This is a genomic window from Nostoc sp. (assembly GCF_036917355.1).
Lineage (GTDB): Bacteria > Cyanobacteriota > Cyanobacteriia > Cyanobacteriales > Nostocaceae > Nostoc.
The window spans coordinates 33913-54700 of record NZ_JBALDP010000042.1; the positions used below are offsets into that span (position 1 = coordinate 33913).

The 20788-nt window shown below is 43.3% G+C and carries 17 protein-coding genes; 5 read left to right on the plus strand and 12 right to left on the minus strand.

Annotated features, from left to right (window positions below):
• Positions 1-108 precede the first annotated feature (108 nt).
• A complete protein-coding gene (locus V7K53_RS12140) occupies positions 109-267 on the plus strand; it encodes a hypothetical protein (protein ID WP_335197762.1) in 159 nt (52 codons plus the stop codon).
• 18 nt (positions 268-285) lie between these two features.
• Positions 286-1632 (plus strand): LLM class flavin-dependent oxidoreductase, encoded by a 1347-nt coding sequence (locus V7K53_RS12145; protein ID WP_335197764.1) that lies wholly within the window; start codon positions 286-288, stop codon positions 1630-1632.
• Positions 1633-1926: 294 nt separating this feature from the next.
• On the opposite strand, the gene V7K53_RS12150 is transcribed toward V7K53_RS12145, so the two are convergent.
• From V7K53_RS12150 to V7K53_RS12160, 3 genes are read right to left on the minus strand one after another with little or no spacing between them, the layout of a single operon-like run.
• A complete protein-coding gene (locus tag V7K53_RS12150; protein ID WP_335197765.1) occupies positions 1927-4869 on the minus strand; it encodes an RNaseH domain-containing protein in 2943 nt (980 codons plus the stop codon).
• Positions 4866-8510, minus strand: coding sequence for a hypothetical protein (locus tag V7K53_RS12155; RefSeq protein WP_335197766.1), 3645 nt, complete (start codon positions 8508-8510; stop codon positions 4866-4868). The genes V7K53_RS12150 and V7K53_RS12155 overlap by 4 nt, the downstream gene beginning before the upstream one ends.
• Positions 8511-8514: 4 nt before the next feature.
• Entirely contained in the window at positions 8515-9666 is a 1152-nt protein-coding gene (locus V7K53_RS12160; protein ID WP_335197767.1) for a restriction endonuclease-related protein, read from the minus strand.
• 140 nt (positions 9667-9806) lie between these two features.
• Between V7K53_RS12160 and V7K53_RS12165 the strand changes: the two genes are divergently transcribed.
• Positions 9807-10181, plus strand: a complete 375-nt coding sequence (locus V7K53_RS12165; protein WP_335197769.1) for a helix-turn-helix domain-containing protein — start codon at positions 9807-9809, stop codon at positions 10179-10181.
• Between the two features lie 8 nt (positions 10182-10189).
• The gene (locus V7K53_RS12170) at positions 10190-10729 is read left to right on the plus strand and encodes an ImmA/IrrE family metallo-endopeptidase (protein WP_335197771.1); all 540 of its coding nucleotides are present in this window, start codon (positions 10190-10192) and stop codon (positions 10727-10729) included.
• On the opposite strand, the gene V7K53_RS12175 is transcribed toward V7K53_RS12170, so the two are convergent.
• The 4 genes from V7K53_RS12175 to V7K53_RS12190 form a co-directional block, all read right to left on the minus strand.
• Positions 10726-11550 carry a hypothetical protein gene (locus tag V7K53_RS12175; protein WP_335197773.1) on the minus strand — a complete coding sequence of 275 codons (825 nt, stop codon included), beginning with the start codon at positions 11548-11550 and terminating at the stop codon, positions 10726-10728. The genes V7K53_RS12170 and V7K53_RS12175 overlap by 4 nt on opposite strands.
• A gap of 264 nt (positions 11551-11814) precedes the next feature.
• Positions 11815-13695 (minus strand): glutamine--fructose-6-phosphate transaminase (isomerizing), encoded by a 1881-nt coding sequence (gene glmS / locus V7K53_RS12180; RefSeq protein ID WP_335197774.1) that lies wholly within the window; start codon positions 13693-13695, stop codon positions 11815-11817.
• A gap of 393 nt (positions 13696-14088) precedes the next feature.
• The gene (psaC, locus tag V7K53_RS12185; RefSeq protein WP_015175986.1) at positions 14089-14334 is read right to left on the minus strand and encodes a photosystem I iron-sulfur center protein PsaC; all 246 of its coding nucleotides are present in this window, start codon (positions 14332-14334) and stop codon (positions 14089-14091) included.
• A gap of 468 nt (positions 14335-14802) precedes the next feature.
• The gene (locus V7K53_RS12190; RefSeq protein ID WP_335197775.1) at positions 14803-15039 is read right to left on the minus strand and encodes a hypothetical protein; all 237 of its coding nucleotides are present in this window, start codon (positions 15037-15039) and stop codon (positions 14803-14805) included.
• Positions 15040-15248: 209 nt separating this feature from the next.
• On the opposite strand from V7K53_RS12190, the gene V7K53_RS12195 reads away from it, so the two are divergent.
• Positions 15249-15617, plus strand: coding sequence for a Dethiobiotin synthetase (locus V7K53_RS12195; protein WP_094351640.1), 369 nt, complete (start codon positions 15249-15251; stop codon positions 15615-15617).
• Positions 15618-15766: 149 nt separating this feature from the next.
• On the opposite strand, the gene V7K53_RS12200 is transcribed toward V7K53_RS12195, so the two are convergent.
• The 5 genes from V7K53_RS12200 to V7K53_RS12220 all read right to left on the minus strand — a co-directional run.
• Positions 15767-16378, minus strand: coding sequence for a hypothetical protein (locus tag V7K53_RS12200; RefSeq protein WP_335197782.1), 612 nt, complete (start codon positions 16376-16378; stop codon positions 15767-15769).
• Between the two features lie 243 nt (positions 16379-16621).
• The gene (locus V7K53_RS12205; RefSeq protein WP_335197776.1) at positions 16622-17839 is read right to left on the minus strand and encodes an ABC transporter permease; all 1218 of its coding nucleotides are present in this window, start codon (positions 17837-17839) and stop codon (positions 16622-16624) included.
• Positions 17840-17930: 91 nt separating this feature from the next.
• Entirely contained in the window at positions 17931-19400 is a 1470-nt protein-coding gene (locus tag V7K53_RS12210; RefSeq protein WP_335197777.1) for an efflux RND transporter periplasmic adaptor subunit, read from the minus strand.
• Positions 19401-19796: 396 nt separating this feature from the next.
• Positions 19797-20438: a Uma2 family endonuclease gene (locus V7K53_RS12215; RefSeq protein ID WP_335197778.1), complete on the minus strand. Its 642-nt coding sequence runs from the start codon at positions 20436-20438 to the stop codon at positions 19797-19799.
• 41 nt (positions 20439-20479) lie between these two features.
• A partial coding sequence (locus tag V7K53_RS12220) for a hypothetical protein (RefSeq protein WP_335197780.1) occupies positions 20480-20788 on the minus strand: 309 nt, incomplete at its 5' end.

Consider the following 20788-nt stretch of genomic DNA (forward strand, 5'->3'; position numbering starts at 1 on the left):
AATTTTAGTCCGAACTACAAAGGTTCTAGAAAACTATGTCTGAACCATGCCCCTCACATTCCGAAAAAGCGATGCCTGCGGCGGGCTACGCCTACGCAAGAACCTAGATTGCCGGAAACTGATGAGGAAAGAGAGAATTTCTACCGCTTTTGTGTGGCTGGTGCAGCCCACGCTCTGTTTATTGTGCAAGTCTGCGCTAAGATAATTGACTCCTTTCCTTTTAAGAATCAACAACTACTTCAAGGGGACATCGCCCCAGCATTCTAAACATGATACGGAGGGACAATGAGCAGATCGAAGCAATTAAAACTGGGTGCTTTCATGCGCCCGGTAAGCATACATACAGGCGCTTGGCGCTATCCTGGGGCTTTGCCTGACGCTAATTTCAACTTTCCAGCACTGAAACGATTCATCCAGAAACTAGAGCAGGGCAAGTTTGACGCATTCTTCATGGCAGATCACTTAGCAGTGCTAAATATGCCAATCAACGCGCTCAAACGCAGCCATACTATCACATCCTTTGAACCTTTCACCTTGCTTTCTGCCCTTGCCAGCGTCACCGAACACATCGGCCTGGTAGCCACCGCTTCCACGACTTATGACCAGCCTTACCACATCGCTCGCCGCTTCGCTTCTCTGGATCATATCAGTGGCGGTCGCGCTGGCTGGAATATCGTCACTACAGCCAATCCAGATGCAGCACTCAACTTCGGATTAGAAGGGGAGATAGAGCATGATGAACGTTATCGGCGGGCTAGAGAATTTTATGATGTCGTCACGGGTCTTTGGGATTCCTTTGCTGACGATGCGTTTATTAGGGATGTGGAAGCAGGGATTTATTTCGACCCTGCAAAGCTTCACGTTCTGAATCATAAGGGAAAATATCTCTCGGTGCGGGGGCCATTGAACATCGCCAGACCTGTCCAAGGCTGGCCGTTAATCGTTCAAGCGGGCGCATCCGAAGCCGGACGGCAATTAGCTGCCGAAACCGCCGAGGCTGTGTTTGCACCTGCTAGTAATCTGGAGGCTGGCAAAGCTTTATTTGCAGACATTAAGGGACGAGCGCGGGCGATCGCACGCGACCCAGACAGTATAAAAATCCTTCCGGGTGCTTTAGTCGTTGTGGGGGAAACCGTCGCCGAAGCACAGGACAAGCGTGTTTATTTGGATAGCCTAGTACATTATGACAGTGGGATTGCTAGCCTAAATAGTGCGCTTGGCTACGACGTTTCGGGTTTTGATCCGGATGGTTCCTTACCAGAAATCCCACCGACCAATGCTGCTCACTCTTCACGAGAAAGAGTAATAGCCTTAGCGCAACGTGAGAACTTGACTATTCGACAACTAGCTCAACGCGTTGGCAGTTACGGCGGGCTGGCTTTCGTCGGCACACCCCAAACCATTGCCGATGAGATGGAACAATGGCTGACAGAGGAAGGATCTGATGGCTTCAACATTATGTTCCCTTTTCTTCCTGAAGGGTTAAACGATTTCGTTGACAAGGTTGTGCCAGAACTCCAACGACGTGGTATCTTTCGCAAAGAGTATGAGGGTAAGACTCTGCGTGAAAATCTCGGACTAGCGCGCCCTGCTAACCGCTTCTTCCAGACCACCACCGCATCTGTCAGTTAGACATCACACAACAATGTGATTAAAATCTCTTTTTCCAGTCAGAATCATGCCAACCTGTATGGTTTTACCTAGCCCAACCGAGTAAGCTAGTTATAAATTGGGTCGAAGTTGTTCTAGCGATCGCTTGACTGCGATGATCTGAAAAGGCATTGGATCAAATGCACCTAACCCCTCTAAATCAGCTTTTTCTGCCGCCGCAGGCATCTGCCTCAATTGCGCTTTTTTGCTGCATTAGCTTGGAGTTTGAAGAATATGAGGCATAACAAATTCCTTTCGTTATGCCTTACGTTAAATTTATAAATTTACACCAAGTATGCACAGATGATCTTCTATGATTTCCTGGCCTAAATGCATTGGGTATGGCAAAATAATATTTCCCATAGACCAAGCAGGTGAACATCTTAAATAGTGAGGTACTCGACATAGTGCCTTTAAAGCTTCTTCTGTCTGAAAATCTGGGTGTACAAAGAATGGCACCATCTCCACCATCTGTTGATGTTTGAATGGGATGTTAGCACCGTATTTATCCTCTTGGAACCCAAGCTTATAAAGTTCGGGTATTGGCATTTCATCTTGCGCCTTCTGTGTTTTTGGTAGCCTTCCCACAGAGAAGTAATGTAGTAGTTCTGGTGCTGACTTATCGTAAAAACCGCTCAGATGTTGGAAATCTCGTGTTGGATAATCTTCGTTCCAAGCTTCTCGATTGGTAATGTACTGCGGTGTTTCTTTGCCAGTGCGAATACGAATTACTGCTAATAAGTTCTGTAGTTGTTTATTGTCACGCTTATACTCGCAAGTGTGACTAGGAACATGGCAGAAGTCGAGAACGTTGCGTTTTGCCAGAAGGTTCTCATTTTGTAACTGGGGCCAGATTTTGCCATCATTGTCTTCGCCGCGTCCGTTACGCCAGCCTTCAGCTTCAATTAGAACAATAGTTGGTCGGTCTAAATGTTTAGTTAGTACGCGTGCAACAAACTTTACTAATTCCGTGCCGTTCAACTTGATTTTACTTTGAAGGCGCTTTGTATTTTCTTGGCGATCGCGACGTGCTTCAGCAAAAATTTTTCCGACAGCAATTCCCGCCTGTGTGTAAGGAATCCAATCATTAGCATCGGGAAGCAGTACATCTACCTCACCCGTTGCACGCAGACGAACCGCAAGAGCATAGTGAATATCACCTTGATATTGGCTAGTTTTGTGACGATAAAAGGCAATTACATCTAAGTCTTGGGCAATTTCTTTCGGTATCTTTGCTGAACCATAAACTTGAGAAGGTAGTCCATATAGCGCCCCAATTTGACGTAATGTTCCATCTAGTACAGCACTCATCACACGTCCTTTTGTTGGTTTGCTGTAGGCTGGTAATTTATCCTGACCATCTTCTGTGTCACTTGATTTTGGTGTAACCGTCTGTATCATTTGAGAACTAATTCCCTCTCTGACACAAGCTTCACGAATAGCTCCTTTGATGTTTTGTTGGGGGAGAACACCCTTTATTTTGATTCGGCCAATTTCGATAATCGCTAAACAGTGAGGATTAGTCTCAAAATTTATCAGAGGAATAGCACGTTGCTTGAGAAAAGTGCGCCATAGGTCTCGCTTCGCTTGATGTTCATCACGCATCCGCCTGTCGAATTGGCTACCATCTTTAGGCTTGAGTCCATCTGGATTAAATTTTTCTAAAAGCTTGGCATTATCAATCAAAATTTTTGAAACTGTAATGTGTGCTGGAAAATCCTCATTTTCATTGAGAAGGAATACATCACGTAATTGCTGGTAAACAGTCTCACAAGTGTCTTGTTCTCGGTAAATGAGAAAGATATGCATTGGCTTACCTTGCAATGCTCGGCAAATAGTATCAGCAACAATTTGTTGATAAAATTCGCGTCCTTTACGAGGTCTAGAAATAAATTCGTAATCGCGCATAGCTAGTGGTACTTTCAGACCAGATGGCGTAGGAATATCAGATTGCATTGGATTATCTGGTATTAAAATGCCGTTGAGCGGTTCCAGTACCCGTGCAATGATATCGCCTCGTTCTAGAAAACTAAATCCCGTTTTGATACTATGTCCTCGTTTTCGTTTCTCATGCTCGTACCCATAGCCCTCAACATGAATTAGATAATATTCGTCTCTATCACCCCAGCTAGTTGAGTTGTTTAAATTACCCAATGTCGCGGGATTGTTAAGAATATTTTCTGGCTGTTCTAGAGCGCGTGCTTTGAAGGCCGCAAGGAGTTCCGGCAGTTGCAATCCCCACAAATTCTCTTTTTCTTTGCCGTTGTTTTCGATCGCCAAACGTACTAACGTCGAATCTACCTCGTAATCGGATAAACGTGCCTTGTTCATACCCATGAGAACAGAGATGTCACGACCGTAATTGCCATCCAATAAGGGTTCATGAGGATATCGCTGGCAACTTAAATGTAAGAAAATCCACGGCTCTAAATTGCCATTGTTATTAAACCGTCCTGCTTGCGTCTCAACATTAAAGTCTAGGCGATAAGCAAAATAACCTTCTCTTTCCTTGCCATTATTATCCGTGTAATTCGCTTTAAACGGCTTGCTAACTAGATAGAGTCCAACTTTGCTCGAACCGCCTCCCTGTACTTTGCGCCATTGAATTTCCTGTTCTTGTTGTCCAGAGTGAATGATGCACTTTTTACCATGCAACATGGTTGCGAGCAGACTGGGAATAGCTTGAAATCCCAATCCTTTCTCTGCGTTAATATCGCGCACAAGTGTTTCTGCCTTGATGCATTGCCACTCCCAATCTGGCGGTATTACAGCTATTCTTTCGAGAAAGCGATCGCACACGCTATTCACTTCATCTGTTTTACCTTTATCACGATATTGCTTCGTCCATTCCTGCGCCCAAATTATCACTAATTGATGTATCTGCTGGGGTGTGGGAGTCTTCAGTGGGTTCTCTGGTGTTCCCACAGCTAATGCTTGATATAAGGAAAGCTGGCTTTCCTCGTCAAAACTATGAAACTCAAAACCGTATGTGAGCGTAGATGCACAGGCAAGGAGAGCATTATTTAACTGGCGATAAGGCCACCTAACCTCCCTGTTGTTGCCACGATACAAGACTTGTTTTATATCATGGCAAAAGTCTGCAACCACCTGAACAAAAGGAAATGACAGTACAGCAATCTCTAGGTTGGCAAATGCATCTGTCACCAAGTTCATGCGGGCAGGTAGCAAAATATTTGCTGGTGTAATTTTACTAGTCATACTTTTCCTCTATCTCTTGCGTCTATTTCCCAGTTAAAGCCATCGATATCAGCCAAAGCATCTGCTATTGATTGGTATAAAGCTTGACTGATAAAATCTTCATCAACATATTCACAAAGCAAATCAATGATTGCTGCTAGCAAGCTGGTACGTGGTGTATCAGGCTGTTGCTCTTTGTCATAGTTTGGTGCCCAAGCAGCATCGACAAAGTAAGCATGAAAGGGAACACCTCCCCGCAAAAGACGACCTACAGCTTGAACGATTACGCCAGCAGTAGTTGCGGCTAAATCTTGGCGCGGAAAGGCACGTAACTCTTCATTTGCACGCAGCGTTTTGTAATAAGAACGATGTTCTACCGATCGCCAGTAACGCGCAGCCAATCGACGCACGGCTTCCGCACGCCCTAAAATTCCGTCTCCTTCCCAAGCAACGAAATTCGCATCTTCTATCCAATCCAAGGCACGACGGTTGATTTCTTGAGCGATCGCCTGAGTATCATGTGGATGAGGATAGGGACGGGTAAGAAAGTAAACCGCACCAAAAGCAGCTTTGCCATTTGCATTCAAAATGTTGAATCCGCGCCCCATAGCACTGATCGGTGCAGCCAGGATTTTGCCACCAGTGAGTGCGAAAGTTTCGATGTCAGCACGGTTAAGAGCGCCAACTTCCATCCTTGACTGATAGTCGATGTCATCATCAGTCAAAGTTTCGGTGCGATCGCGCTGCAAATGGTAGACTTTCTCCCGCATACCCCACCAACATTGACGGATTTCGTCTGCTACCCATCGTGCTTGGTCATAGGAGTTGACGAGTAATAGTAGGCGTTCTCTATCCTGCCAAAAATCTGAATTGCTCTCGCCAAGGTGTTTCAATTCCTCAAGCTCCTGTCCTAAATGACCGCTACCGTTGTTGCCAACCAGCGCTTGTGCCATCTCTTTAAACATTCCCATTTTCTGACGTTCAGGTGTCCCCGAAATACGGATAGGCTCACCTTTGCCGTTCAATTGGGGCAGAAATTTAAAGCGGCTTTGGGCGATCGCTTCCGTTGCACTCGGCTCTGGCATTAAAATACCTTGGGGATTACCAACATGAAACTGTGTGGAATCTCGTAGATAAGAAGTTCCTGATAATGCCAAGACGTTAGGGCCGCGTTGACCATCCAAGTCTGTTAGCAAACGATGAAAGTTCAAAACATAGTAACGACCAATATTGGTATAGGCAAACAAAGATAAAGCATTTTCGCTGCTATTTTCAGATTGGTTGTGATTGTCATCCTTGCGGGAATAGTAAGTACCAAACTGTCGTCCTGTTGGAGGTAAAGGTAGAATATTTAACATCGCTGTCGGCATACGGCGATGTGGTGGCTCGTCATCCAGAATAGGTGGTCGATGATGCCATTCATAAAAAACAATACGTGTGTGCCGATCTAAAAGGGTGATGGTAAGGGCAAACTGTAAACGATAAGCTAAGGTTTCGAGGGTGTCTACTGGATCTGTTTGTTCTTCCTTTTTTGAGGAGTTTCGCCGCTTTTTCTTAGCTGGCTGCTGTGAATTGTTTTGACGTTTTTCTATTTCTGTTCGCAGTCGCGCTAACCGTTTTCCTGTGTTGGGGAAAAAATCAACTATCCAGGCTTTGCAAGCACGATAAATACTGTCATTGGTAGCACTTTCGCCAATACTATTAATTTGTTGAATCAAAAGTGCCAGTCTATTAACTTTAAGATTGGATCGAGGGTGCCCAAGTAATGGATCGTCGTCGAGTAACGCGTCAAAATATTGCATTATCTGCTGTACGCGTCGGTTGTTAGCCTTAATTTCTTGCTCAGTGACATCAGGATGATCTAACTCTTCAAGCCCAGCAAGGCGACGAGCAAATTTGTAGAGGAGAGAATTAGGTGTGAAGTAGCCACGTTCTATCCATTTACGTAAAAACTCGTGTCCTAAATGTCTATCTAATAGCGTTAATGTTGCTGTGACTACACTTTGTACATGACGTTCTGCGGTTGTCCATCGCTGCATCAATGGTGGGCTGACACGGTTAAACCTCATGTAATCCTCAGTTTTCACCCCAATGTCATCAAAAACGCCACCATTTGTGAGTAAAACTTCCTCAGCATACACGTCATCAAACCACTTAATAACTGTGTCTACTTCATCAAATACAACAATATCGGAATGTTGATAAACGAGTTCCCCTATTTTGATCGGACGCAATTCTAGGTGACGTGGTAAACCAGCCATTGCCATCGCGCCTGGGGTTGTGATCCAAACACGGGCAGCAGGCATATCACGATATACCTGCTGTGATGGGCAAGTGGCAAAAAACGGACATAAGTGGGATATACCAGGGTTATTGTTTTGTTTTTTGCGATGGGCTACGCCCCGCTGGTGGCTAACGCTTTCACTTTTTGGTGCTTCTTTCAAAGAGTGACATGGCTCGGTTCCAGGCTTGAGTGGCTTGCCATGCAAACGGTCAAAGATGTCGCTAGACTGTAGCAGTCCTTGCAATGCACAAGCTGTTCCCAAAAAGCGATCGCCCCAGTGTGGTTGTCCACGTTTCCAGTGTTCCTGAAAGTCTTTCGAGGCATAAAAGCTTTGTAGGTGCGCGTCTCGTTTACTGCGTCCTAATAACGGTACAGCAACTGGCTCATCGTTTTCTGGATCGTCACAGAACCACCAATTAATTTGATTTGCTAACCGAATTGCCGATTGTACATCACTGACAACCAATGTAATGCGGCGATCGGGATGATTTCGCACAACATCAACGGTAAGCAACGTTGACTTGGTAGACTTCCCAGAAGCAACTTGTCCCGCAAGATGTACAAAACCATCCAACTCCAATGGTTCTGTATTCCGCTCACTGAGTGAGCCATCTTCCTGAATTTTATGAAAGTTGATTTTGCGAAAGCGGCTTACCCAGTGTCCCTTTTGTGTCTCATTCCAACCATATCGGCGTGCGAGTAACTGTTCGCGGCGATCGAGGAACTCTGCATCTGACTCTAAATCTGGGATTCGCAATGAAAAAGGCTCACGAGAGCGCGGTGTAGTAAACCAAGGCTGTTGTCGTGCAGTACTTAAATGTTCTGGTGCGAACTGTACTTGCATTGTAACCGTTTCTTTTTCTGTCTTAGCCTGAAATTGGTAGGCAACTCCTGCCTTTACTGGTTCAGCCCTGCGTTCGCGAAACTCCAAATCCGCACTCAAACAGCTTTCATATAAATTCTGGTTGACTTGATCCCTGAGATGTTTCGCAGCATGAATAATCTGAGAATCTAAATCCTGAATATCAAAATCATAATTACGTCTGTTTTGCGGAATATTGCGGATGTAGGAACGTAATGCCCCCAACCAGGCAAAACGTGCAGAAAACGGAATAATTTGCCGAGCATTAGCAACTGCACGCCGTTGCACCTCATCTAAGTTTTGTAAGCGCGGGTGTCGCAAAGGCATACCACTGAGTATTGCCCAAACTGCGGTTACTGGTTCATCATCGATTTCTAAACACTCCATCAAGGCAAAGCCAAGTTCTACCTGAAGTAATAATTGGGCTTGCTCTCGATCTAGCTCAGAGTTATCTTTCAATTCCTTTAAGCGTTCTGTAAAAATAGCAGGCGGCTTAAATAATGTCATTTGACTCATAATGCTATTTCCCTTTACTCAGCTGCATTATCTTGGCGCTGGCTCGTTCTTCAAAAGCTGTATCGCTAAAAAGATGGGTGCTTTTTGGTAATCCTGTTGCTTCTTCACGCAAGATGTCGATGTAATCTTGGCGTTGATGCAGACGATGGCTAGGAATAACATAAAAACTTTCGTTATAGCCCAAATCGCCTTCCCCAAATATCGGCTTCAGTTGCAAAGCCAAATCATACGGATTTCGGTAGTCTTTGATATCTACAGCCCACACTGAGCCGTCACCAAAACGTAATTGCAAGTCGTAACGGTCAATACCAGGCCACAGTTGAACTTCGCAAAGATACTCTGGCTGTTGTTTATGCAGCTTTTTTAAAGCCTCGAATAGATTTATCTCTGGGATTCCAGGCAAACAGACACGCCAGTGAATACCAAACTTGAGATGACGCAGGCCTTGCTTCCAATAAATGCGCCGGACATGGGACAAGTTTTTCCGATGATCGTTGCAGACGCTTGGCTTAATGCCACGTAAATGCCCATGTTTTTTAATTAAAGGGCCACAGCGATCGCAGCACCAATAAGATTCATTTTCCTTACAGTCTTCGTACAGTTCGCCGATATCATCAATAGAGATATAACGCATTTGAGAAAAAGTGTTACGAAGCTGCTCTAAAGTAGTGTAAGGGTTTGTAATTAAAAATTGACGCAGCAAAACATATTCCCTTTGAGAGCGTTCAGCATCTTTTTCGTTGGCTTCTTGCAGTTTCACCAGTAATCTCTGAAACAGGAAGTTCTCCAGCGCAATTTGCTGTATTTTCACAGAAGCAAACTCAGGAAGTTGCGCCCGTTTGAGCAACTGTTCGTAGAAGTATTGGCCTGCTTCCTCACTTAGCGCTCTATCGTATATCAAGCCATATTCTGAGTCAAACTCCTTCGGAATTACCAGTGGATACCATGTTTGCAAGGGTTTTTCTAAAAGAGCCAAAAGACCTTCTAAAGTACATGGATAAGTAATAGCTGTCATCTTCAATGCCAGAGTATTGCAGGCACGCTGTAAGAAATCAGGGTATGGGTATTTAGGGAGTTGGTATTGAGTATCTGGACGGAAAAACTCTGCTAAACCAACAACCAACAAATCAAATATGATTATTTCGCTATTATCCAAGGAGTACCTCCTTTGTATAAAGCAACCTTTGGATATTTTGTTTCTTTAATGAAACAGTGTCCATTTAGAAACACATAACAACTATAACTTATAAGGGATAATAAAGAAACACTGTTTCATAAGTGAAACAAAAGAAACCTATGGGATACAACTTAGACACAGATTTATTAGCTGCAATGGTGAAGACGAAGCGAGGGAAGAAAGGGCTGCGAGACACAGCTAAAGAAATAGGTAATATTAGTTCCTCAACACTGTCACGGGTCGAAAATGGCAAAATACCCGATATGGAAACCTTTTTATTACTTTGCGATTGGCTGCAAGCGTCACCTGCTGAACTATTTAAGAAAACAGAGGAATCTGAAGCCCCCTCCGACTTAAATACACCAGAAACAATAGAAATTCAATTGCGAGCATCCAAAAAACTCGATCCAGCGATCGCAAATGCACTAGCAGAATTAGTCAAAGCAGCGTATCGCGATAATTCTCAACAAAGCAACAAGCAACAGCCGGATTAAAAAGAATTATGACACTAACAGAGAAATTACCAACTGAGTTTAGGCAAAGGTGTGAAGGGATTGCCACGGAGCAACGTAGTTTATTGAAATTACGGGCATTTGAGGCATTACCCGCAGATTTGCTTGCAACTCAATTAGGTGCAACAATTTTGACACCTGAACAGATTCCCAGCTTAGACCGTTGTGTAGTAGAGGTATTGCTCGATAGCGATCGATGGTCAGCAGGAATTATTAATCAAAACCCACTCTGGATTGTCAACAATCCACGCCATAATCCCGCGCGACGCGAGTCGAACTTGATGCACGAGTTTGGACACCTGCTATTAAGACATAAAATCGTCCGCTTTGATCCAAATACTGGCCTTCCTCAGCGCCGACAGAGTGATGAAGATGAAGCGACTTATTTAGGTGGGTGTTTCCAGATTCCTCGTCGGGGTCTACTGTGGGCTGTTCAGCGTCAAATGACACAGACAGAAATAGCGGTACATTTTAATGCAAGTGAGGAAATGGTGCGATTCCGTAGCAACGTCACTGGAGTAAATATTTAGATAAATGTTATGTAAAAATTTTCCGGCTCTTTTTTAACTGTATTTACAATGCCTTCATTGACTTCACTATCTTTGACGAATAGTCTAATATTTGAAGAGAACAATTTAGGAAAATGCTTATCCCACCAATCAGCTACTTCCCTTGCAGAGACTTGTCCATAATAAGATTGATAGGGTTCTTTTGTTTGTCCCCACTCAAACAGGCAAACATCTAAATTTATAGGATTGCCAGATGCTCCTTGAGATATAATATTATATATATTCGCCTGGTTAAAAACTCTCATACTAACAATATCTGATGAATCATTCATTTCACCTAGTAGATCATCAAATTCTCTTTTAGGTTCATCTGCTAAAGGAGTTTGACCTGAATAGACAAGAATTATTTCAAACCTTGTTCCTGCATCATTTAAGGCTTCTTCAATATCTGGAGTCTTATCATTTAGTTTTGAGTTAAACCTGTCATATCTAGCATTTACCAAGTCTTTAAATCCTTTAGTAAATTTCATTACCTCATCTGTTTTAATACTTCCTTTACTTTCCTGTTTCCATTTTGATTGTAATACATACATTATTTTTTCTCTTCTGTCAAAATAAAGGGAATCTATTCCATTATCTTGTCCACCATCAACTATAGCTTTTGATGCTTCTTGAGGAGAAATATCAGCTATTACCATCAAAGTAAATGCAGCTAGACTTCTTGTTAAGAAAAGTAACTCTTTGTCTGTTTCAGATTTATTTTGATAATCTGATAAGTCAATCAAACCATTAAATGTTTTTTGAAGGTATGACTTTATTTGACGTAGGTGGATTTCACTCATAATGTTGGTAGACGTAATTAACTTGCATGTTATCGGCTCAAATTTTTACAGATTTGTCTGTAGTATAAAGACGTTGTAAAAATATACATTCAGGTTTTTGCGATCGCATTTGGATAATTTTACCCTTTACTGCAAATCCAGCGAATACTTACTTAAGTATTAATAAATATATTATACTTGTAATCATTGCCATAAAAATGGCTTCTGCAAGCCATAGAACTTCTTCAGAAGCCATTATACATTAATTTCATGTATAAAATTATACTATTCTACGGTAACACTTTTAGCAAGGTTACGAGGCTGATCGACATCTAAACCGCGACGGGCGGCAATATGATAAGCCAATAATTGCAAAGGAACTACTGTGAGAATTGGAGAAAGTAATTCTTCCACATGAGAGACGGGAAGAAGATCGTTAAAGATTTCCGCAGCTTCGCCATCGTTGACGGGAGTCACCCCAATTAAACGAGAGTCTCTAGCTTTGGCTTCTTGGGCATTAGAAATAACTTTTTCGTAAACACTACCAGGGATTGCGATCGCAACTACTGGTACTTTCGCATCTAAAAGTGCGATCGGGCCGTGTTTCATTTCTCCAGCCGGATACCCTTCGGCGTGAATATAGCTGATTTCTTTTAATTTCAACGCCCCTTCTAAAGCAATGGGGAAGTTAATTCCTCTTCCTATAAAAATGAAATCTTGGGTTTCGGCGAACTCATGGGCTAGCTGTTCGGTTAAACGTTCCTGAGTTTCCAAAGTTGCTTCAATTTCTTTGGGAATCTGCCGCAACCCATTAATAATTTGATCTAATGTATCTTTTGAAACTGTCTGACGACGAGCTGCTAAATCCAATGCCAAAGCATAAAACGCCATCAGTTGAGCAGTAAAAGTTTTCGTCGCTGCTACCCCAATTTCAATTCCCGCTAAGGTACTAATAATATGTGGTACTAGATGACCAAGGCTGCTTTCTGGACGATTGGTAATACCTAGTAGTCGCGCTTGATATTTAGCTTCTTTCCCCTGGCGACGTTCTTTTTCCATCGTCAAAGCTGCTAGAGTATCGGCGGTTTCGCCTGATTGGGTAACGCCAACGATCAAAGTGTTAGCTGTCACAGGCGATGGTGCATAGCGATACTCAGAAGCGTAATCTACCTGAGTTGAAATTCCTGCTAATTGTTCGAGTAAATATTTGCCGATTAATGCTGCGTGCCAACTGGTACCACAGGCGAGGATCTGGATTTGTTCTAAATCAGTGTATAAATCCGCAGGTAAACCAAGATTGATTGGCGATTCGGTAGATTCGGCTGGATTAAAGTATGCATCTAAACTAGCTCTTACTACTCCTGGTTGCTCATGAATTTCTTTGAGCATGAAGTGTTTGAATCCCTGCTTTTCTACCATTGCAGGATTGAAGTTGAGCAATCGGGGTTGTTTTTTCAGCCTGTCGCCAGCAAAATTGTAAATCTCAGCACCCAAAGGTGTGAGGCGGGCAATTTCGCCATTTTCCAGAGGTAGCACTGCACGGGTGTAGGCAACGATCGCAGGCGTGTCAGAAGCACAAAATAACTCCCCTTGTCCAAAACCAATTACCAAAGGTGCTTGTTGACGGACAACAATCAATTCATCGGGGTAGTCAGCAGAAATAACTGCGATCGCAAATGCCCCTTTTAGGTGGTTAACAGCTTGGCGAATTGCTTCTAGGAAGGGAGATGAGGAAGATGAGGGAGGAAGATTCTTTAAAAATTCGGCTATTAAATGGGGAATGACTTCTGTATCGGTTTCAGAAAGAAACTGGTGTCCTTTTGCTTTGAGTTCTTCGCGTAACTCGCGGTAGTTTTCAATAATGCCATTTTGCACCACAGCTACTCGTTTTGCTGTATCCAAATGGGGATGGGCGTTATACTCTTCTGGTTTACCATGAGTTGCCCAGCGTGTATGACCAATACCGATTTGGGCAGGGGTTTCTATTTGTTCCAGTTTAGAACGCAGGTTATGGAGTTTACCCTTTGCCCGCACACAATTTACCTCACCTTCCCAAACAGTGGCGATTCCAGCCGAATCATAGCCCCTGTACTCTAGTTTCTCCAGTCCAGCCAGTAAAATGTCTGTCGCCGCTTGAGTGCCTATATATCCAACAATTCCGCACATTCTTCACGCCACTTTTTTTCAGGATGATTAAATCCAGTATAGTCTGTAGCATAAAGTGGACGTTTTGCAAAGAAAAAGGGAGTATTTTACTCCCTCTACCACTAGGTATTGTTATGGATTTTAGGTTTTTTTTACAGCGGATTCCCCGTCAGCTTTTGACCTGACGGTAAAAATACGGCTTCTAGGATTTAGATACCCAGAGATTATATCCCCAATCTAAAATTGCGATTTCGTAAGGCGGGCAATGTCCACTCTACGATCGTAAAGGTGCTTGCTATTGAGACACTTCAAAGACTTGAGTGCCGAGTTCCGAGTTCCGAGTGAAGAATCAAAAAATTGTGTTTCTGATTTACTTCTTTTTGTCTCAGCACTCAGCACTCAGCACTCAGCTTTTTAGTAAGCTAGACCCATACTGCGAGTTGTTTCAGCGCCCAGGTAAACCCGGATGCTCAAAAAGTCGGTGGGACAAGCAGTTTCGCAACGCTTACAGCCCACGCAGTCTTCTGTACGGGGTGAAGAGGCAATTTGAGCAGCTTTACAGCCATCCCAAGGAACCATCTCAAGTACATCAGTAGGGCAAGCGCGGACGCATTGGGTGCAGCCAATGCAGGTATCGTAGATTTTTACGGAATGAGACATTGAATAAACGGCTCCTTTCGAGTGTTCTTCTCTGCGAAAGAATCATAATCAACGCATAGTCTACCGCAGTGGTTGATAGGCCGTAATCAAAAGGCTACATAACTTCAAACAATGTAATAAGCACTCTTAAAATTTGTTTTTGCGAGATTGTCCCTATTGACTGATAATCAGCAACATCATCAGAGCGTATTTACCACAGTGATATACCATAATGGGGTTGAATCGTAAAGATGGATTAAACAAAATTAAAGGGGAATTTGCGATCGCGACATCCCCGTGTAAATGAAAACAGTTTGGCAATCTAAATTACGCAAAAACTTGTTTTTATTACTGAATAAAACTGTTTTTGCAATGTAAATGATTAATTTAGAGACTGCGATGCCTACGGCGGGCTGCGCCTACGCTTACCGATAAATTGTATATTTAACTTTTTAAGTCTGGCAATTTCATAATTTCTATTCCTAGATATTAGAGAATCTCAGAAATGGCAAACTCATCATTTATAGCAGTAATTTGTGTTTGAGTATTTGGCTCAATAGGGTTTAATTGCAGTTGCTCGTCTAGATTTTTAGCATCATTAAATTTATCTTTTACATACTCCCTTTCGCGGATTTGTCGAACAATACTTTCTAGCAACCAAAGTTGTTCTTCCACAGGCAAGGCAAGGATAGAGCGCTCAATTTCTAGTAAATTCGGTGAGATCATTTTACTTTTGATTCCTAGTCAGGTGTATTTTTCAAAGATATTATATTCAGTCTATCTGGTTAACCTAGAGCATCGTCAATTCCTCATCATTTTCCCCACGCCTATCATTTCATAAATCATCAGAGATTGCTATAAATAACTAGAAAGCCGTTTTATTACTTTTTAATTAAGTATTACTGCTGAAGCAAAATGTACGCTAAACTGACTACATGAATTACGAAACAGCTAGGAAACTCCTCATAGATCAGACAATCACAACCGAGGAAAACCCAGATGCACTGTTAACGCGTATGAAACAGGGCAAACCGCCGGTACCCGGTCAGATCACTTCGATTTTGTTAGCATTGAAAGTGGTGTTTGAAGCCCTCAAAGATGCAAAGAGCTTAGACCGAGAACTGGCTTTGGCCCTTTATCAGTTAAGCATTAAGGCGCAACAGCTATTTGGCGCAGGGCGTAAAGCCGGGGTTGATTGGCCACCACTACTGAAAGAAGATTTACTACGAATTTCCTTAGCAGCTGAAAGTATCTTTTCGGGTATATGGCAAACCTTAGCTCCGATGGAGTTGGGGAAGAGATGAGGGAGCGGGGAAGCAGAGGAGCATACTTCTCTACGAGAGGCTGCGCCAACGACTACGCTCAGTAACCGGGGGAGCAGCGGAGCAGAAGAGCAGGGGGAAAGGAAAATAATTCCTCACTTCTAACTCAACACTTAGCACTCAGATGCCTATTAACGAATTTGCAGTTCATTTTCTAACTTGTCTAAGTCAGTTTTGAGCAAAACTGTCATTTGACCAGTAAAAGCTTTGCCATTCTTGGGTTGGGCAACTTCCACCCAATATACATAGCGATCGCCTACTCGTAATTCTCCCTTTAAGGCTTCCCGAATCGGAGTTTTGGCCAGACGCGCTGAATTAACTACCTTCTGGTTGGGATATTGATACACGACTTGGGCGCGATCGTAGTCTTGGTAAATCTCCAAGCCATAAATCACCCGCAAGGATTCTTGGAGACGCGCAAATGTCATGCCGTTAATAGCATCATACATAGTAATGCGCTCAGTCCGAATTCTGCCACGGTCTTTGGAAAACTCCACTCTACCAGGAGGCAATACCGACGCTTGAAAAGTGAATCGTTGGGCAGCAGTATCAGTCTTTTGCACAAATAATTGCTCCCCTCTTCTGGGGCGGAGTGTTGGATGTGCTTTAATCCAAGTGCCTACCTCTTCTGTACTTTGTCCTGGTAAAGCATTGGCTTGGGAATCAAAAAGCGTTCCTACGCAGAGCCAGGGCAGTAGAGAAAAAGGTAAAATTAAACAGTTAAGTAGAGATTTTTTGAGCATTTTGCTGTTCAGGATTTTCATAGAAATTTCCCCATTTGGGATTAACCATAGTCTTCCCGTTTTTCAGCAAAATTACTTCAATGGATTGTAGCGATCGCACATCGATGCATTTATGGATCGCTTAACTATAAAACTCATATCAATACTGTTCGGTTAAGGCAAGAGACGCGATGAATCGCCGTCTCTACAAAACGACTGATTATTGTAGAGACGGCGATTTATCGCGTCTTTGTGATGATTTATCTAAGCACTTCTCAAAGCCACAATGGGGTCGAGTTTAGCAGCGCGACGTGCAGGAACAACGCCAAAGAATAAACCAATAGCCCCAGAAACACCAACTGCCATAGTAATCGCTACAGGAGAAAGACTCGCTTCTAAAGGAGTCAAGGCTCCCACTAATAGGATGCCACTGATACCAACCGCAGTCCCGACTAAGCCGCCAGCTGCGGAAACAATCACTGCCTCAATCATGAACTGTAGTAAAATATCTTGCTCAGTTGCCCCGATCGCTTTTCGCAATCCGATTTCTTGGGTGCGTTCGGTGACGGAGACGAGCATAATATTCATAATGCCAATGCCGCCGACAAACAAGGATATACCTGCGATCGCAGCTAGCATAATTGTCAATGCACCTGTAATTTGACCGACAGTTTGCAAAGCATCTTTTTGGGTGCGAAGGGTAAAGTCATCTTCACCATTAATTTTGTGCCGTAAACGCAGTAAATTAGTAATTTGAAACTCTGCTGCATCCACGCTATCGGAATCACGAGCGGCAGCAACGAGATAATCTAAGGCAATACCATAAGGAGAATTCTTGCCCACAAGTCGGTTTGCTGATGTGGTAATTGGTATTAAGGCAGCATCATCATAATCTGCTCCCACGCTGGAACCTTTGGCTATTAACGTTCCAATTACTTGAAAGCTGGTATTTCCAACTCGCAATTGCTGTCCTACAGGGTTACTATTACCGAATAGTTTTTCTGCCAAGTCTCCACCCAGCACCACCACTTGGTTACTTCGCTTGATGTCTACCTCAGAGAAAAACCTGCCTTTAGCAGTTTCAAAATCCCGCACCGATAGGAAGGAGGGAGTTGTGCCAATGATGTTGACATCGGTGTTTCTGTTGCGGTATGTAATTACCTGTCTTCTGTTTAACTCTGGTGCAACTCCTACTACAGTTGGGACTTGAGAAGCGATCGCATCCGCATCTTGCAACACCAGAGTTTTTGGCACTTCAAAGGAGATTCGCTGAGTTTCTCGATTACCTGGCAGTACAAATAGCACATTTGGCCCTAATGACTGCAACTGTTTATTCACATACTTCTGCCCACCTTCGCCAATGCCAATCATGGCAATCACCGAAGCGTTGCCAATAACTATACCTAACATTGTGAGGGCGCTACGCAGTTTATTTGACAGCAGGGTTTTCCCCGCCATATTCATGCTTTCGAGGAGGTTCATGCCAATTTTGGATTTTGGATTTTAAATTAAAAGTCTTTATTCAAAGAAGGACTAAAGTCCTGATTACAAACTTGCTGATGCCAATTTGGTATTATTTATTCTGCTGTTCTTTAGCCTTTTCGATTTTGTAGTCTTTGGGTGGATTAACAAAAATGCGATCGCCTTCTTTAACTCCCCCTAAAATCTGAGTTTGGTCTTGAATTTGTGCCCCAACTGTAACTTCGCGGAACTGGGGTTTATTCTTTGCATCGGGTACGAGTACGCCAGTTTTACCCTTTTCGGTGACAATTGACACCGTTGGTAAAACTAGAGCATTATTAACGCGATCGCCTAAAAAAGTCAGATCCACATTTAAGCCAGAACGCAGTTTATCTATGCCAGTATCGAGGGCAACCCGCACCTGGAAGGATGTCACACCTTGTTCTACCACTGCTTCGGGAGCAATCAGGCGCACATGACCTTTAAAAACTCGATCGGGATAAGCATCGGCGACAATTTCCACCTGCTGTCCCTGTTTTATTCTGCCAAGATCGGCTTCGGGAACTTGAGCTAATATTTCTAAACCCCTTGCTACGGCGACAATTGAACTGGAAGTTGCCGACGCACTAGTAGATGCAGAAGTTGTGGGTGTAACAAATGCACCTGGTTCGGCATACTTTTGGGTAACAATTCCCGACAGAGGAGCGCGAATAATAGTATCTTCTAACTGCACTTGTACACCCTTTAACTGAGCCTCAGCGGATGCAACAGCGGCTTGACGCTGGACAATTTCTTCAGAACGGGTGCCATCTTCTAAGAGTACCAATGCTGCCCGTGCTTCGTTAACAGCGGCTTGGCGTTGGTCGATTTCCTCATTCCGAGTACCACTTTGGACTAAAGAAAATCGTTTTTTCGCTTCTTCTAAATTGGCTCTAGCACTTTTGTCATCGCTGATGGCTTGATCGAGTAATTGTTTTTTCTCTGCTCCTTCTCTATATAGATATTCGTAACGCTTTACCTGTTCGCTGGTGTAATTCACCCTTGCTTGAGCCGCATCTACTTGGGATTGAGATTGAGCAATCTCTTGGGGACGATTACCAGCCTTAGCCGCGGCTAATTGGGCTTGAGATTGTGCTAATCGGGCCCTCGCTTGAGCGATTTCTTGAGGACGACTACCAGCAAGAGCTTCGGCTAGCTGTGCTTGACTTTGGGCTAAGTTAGCACGGTACTGGCTCCTTTGAGCCTCAATACCAGCGCTATCCATCCGCGCGAGAATTTGCCCTTGTTGAATGCGATCGCCTTGTTCCACGTATAATTGCGACAGCACTCCGGGATTCTTCGGACTAATATTTACGCTCTGAACTGGTACGACTTTGCCACTAGCTGTAATCCGTAACGTGACGTTTTGGGCTGCAACTGGCACAGTTAGTTGAGCAATATCTTCTTTGTTTGTCCCTTGATTTACCAAGGTGTAAGTTGTTATAGTACCCACAATCAAAGCACTCCCCGCCATCAGCCCGATCAGCCAGCGCAATGGATACTTAACTTTGCCAATAACTGGAATTTCTATGTGCGTAGCCATATTATAGAAGCCTGTAAATCTTGCTGTATAAGAATATTTTTTAGTTAGAGGACAAATGGGTAATACGGGATTGTTAAAGCTTTTAAATTAAATTTTTATGAGTCAATTAACAACTAGACGCATAATAAGCTTCACAGTTGCTTAATCTTCCTTAATACTAGGCATTCGTATTTCTGTATGTCTTCACCTGAAAGGGTGACTTTAGCCACAGCATATTAGTGCAATCGCGAACTATTTGTGAGAAACAAGATCCCCGACTTTTTTGAGAAGCTGGGAACCTACGGCTGGCAATTCTCACAAATCAGATAGGATTGCTATAGTGCGATCGCGTTTTAGTTGCTCTGTATCCTTTGCTTTTTCCCTACTCCCCATTCCCTACAGCAAAGCAGTTTGTAATTATTGCTGAAATTGGGTTAACAACCAAGCACCAACTTGACTTTGATTTATTTGACGAGTTCGGCGTAATGCATCGTTTAATAAAGAAATAGCTAATCCTGGTAATACCTGAGATTCTGTAATCCGCCTACTACCTTGGTTTTCAATGGCAAAAGCCATAACTTGGACATTCTGGACATTTAAAATCCAGTATTCTTTCACTCCTAAATCTTCGTATAAAAGTCGTTTTTCACCTTGATCGTCAGCAAGTGAGGTATTAGCCACTTCAATAACTAAATCTGGTGGTGGATAGATATCTAACCTGATGATAGAAGTACCGTAGGGAATGACATCAGCATTTTCACCAATATAGTAAGACACATCAGGTTGAGCTTCCTTAAAGCCTGTTTTCCGATATGTACAATTATCCTTGGCATTTAGAGCAATGCCTTTAATGCTCGCAAACAAGTTAACAGCAAAGAGAATAATTGCATGGTCGCTGGCATGGTCATTCCCGATTGGTGGCATTTCAATCCTCATCTGTCCATTGTGGTAGTAGCCCTTGGCTTTTTGGTAGGCAGGATTTTCAATTATTTGGATATATTCATCCCAAGTTGCTGTTATCCAGGTATCGGTTGCTAGTTGGGTCTGTAATTCGCTCATAATATTGCGAAAGAGGAACTTTAACAACGATCATACAAGTTTCATTTTCCAGCACTAAGCTGACAGCAAAGCTTTAACTGCATCCTTGCTAACAATTTTCGTAGTGGCGTGTTACGCCGGAGGCTAACGCACCGATGGTCTACTTTTACAAAACCAGTCTTTAAGACGGATGAATCCAGTTCAAAGGTGGATGAACGGAGTTCAAAGGTGGATGAACGGAGTTCAAAGGTGGATGAACGGAGTTCTGAGGTGGATGAACGGAGTTCTGAGGTGGATGAACGGAGTTCAAAGGTGGATGAACGGAGTTCAAAGGTGGATGAACGGAGTTCAAAGGTGGATGAACGGAGTTC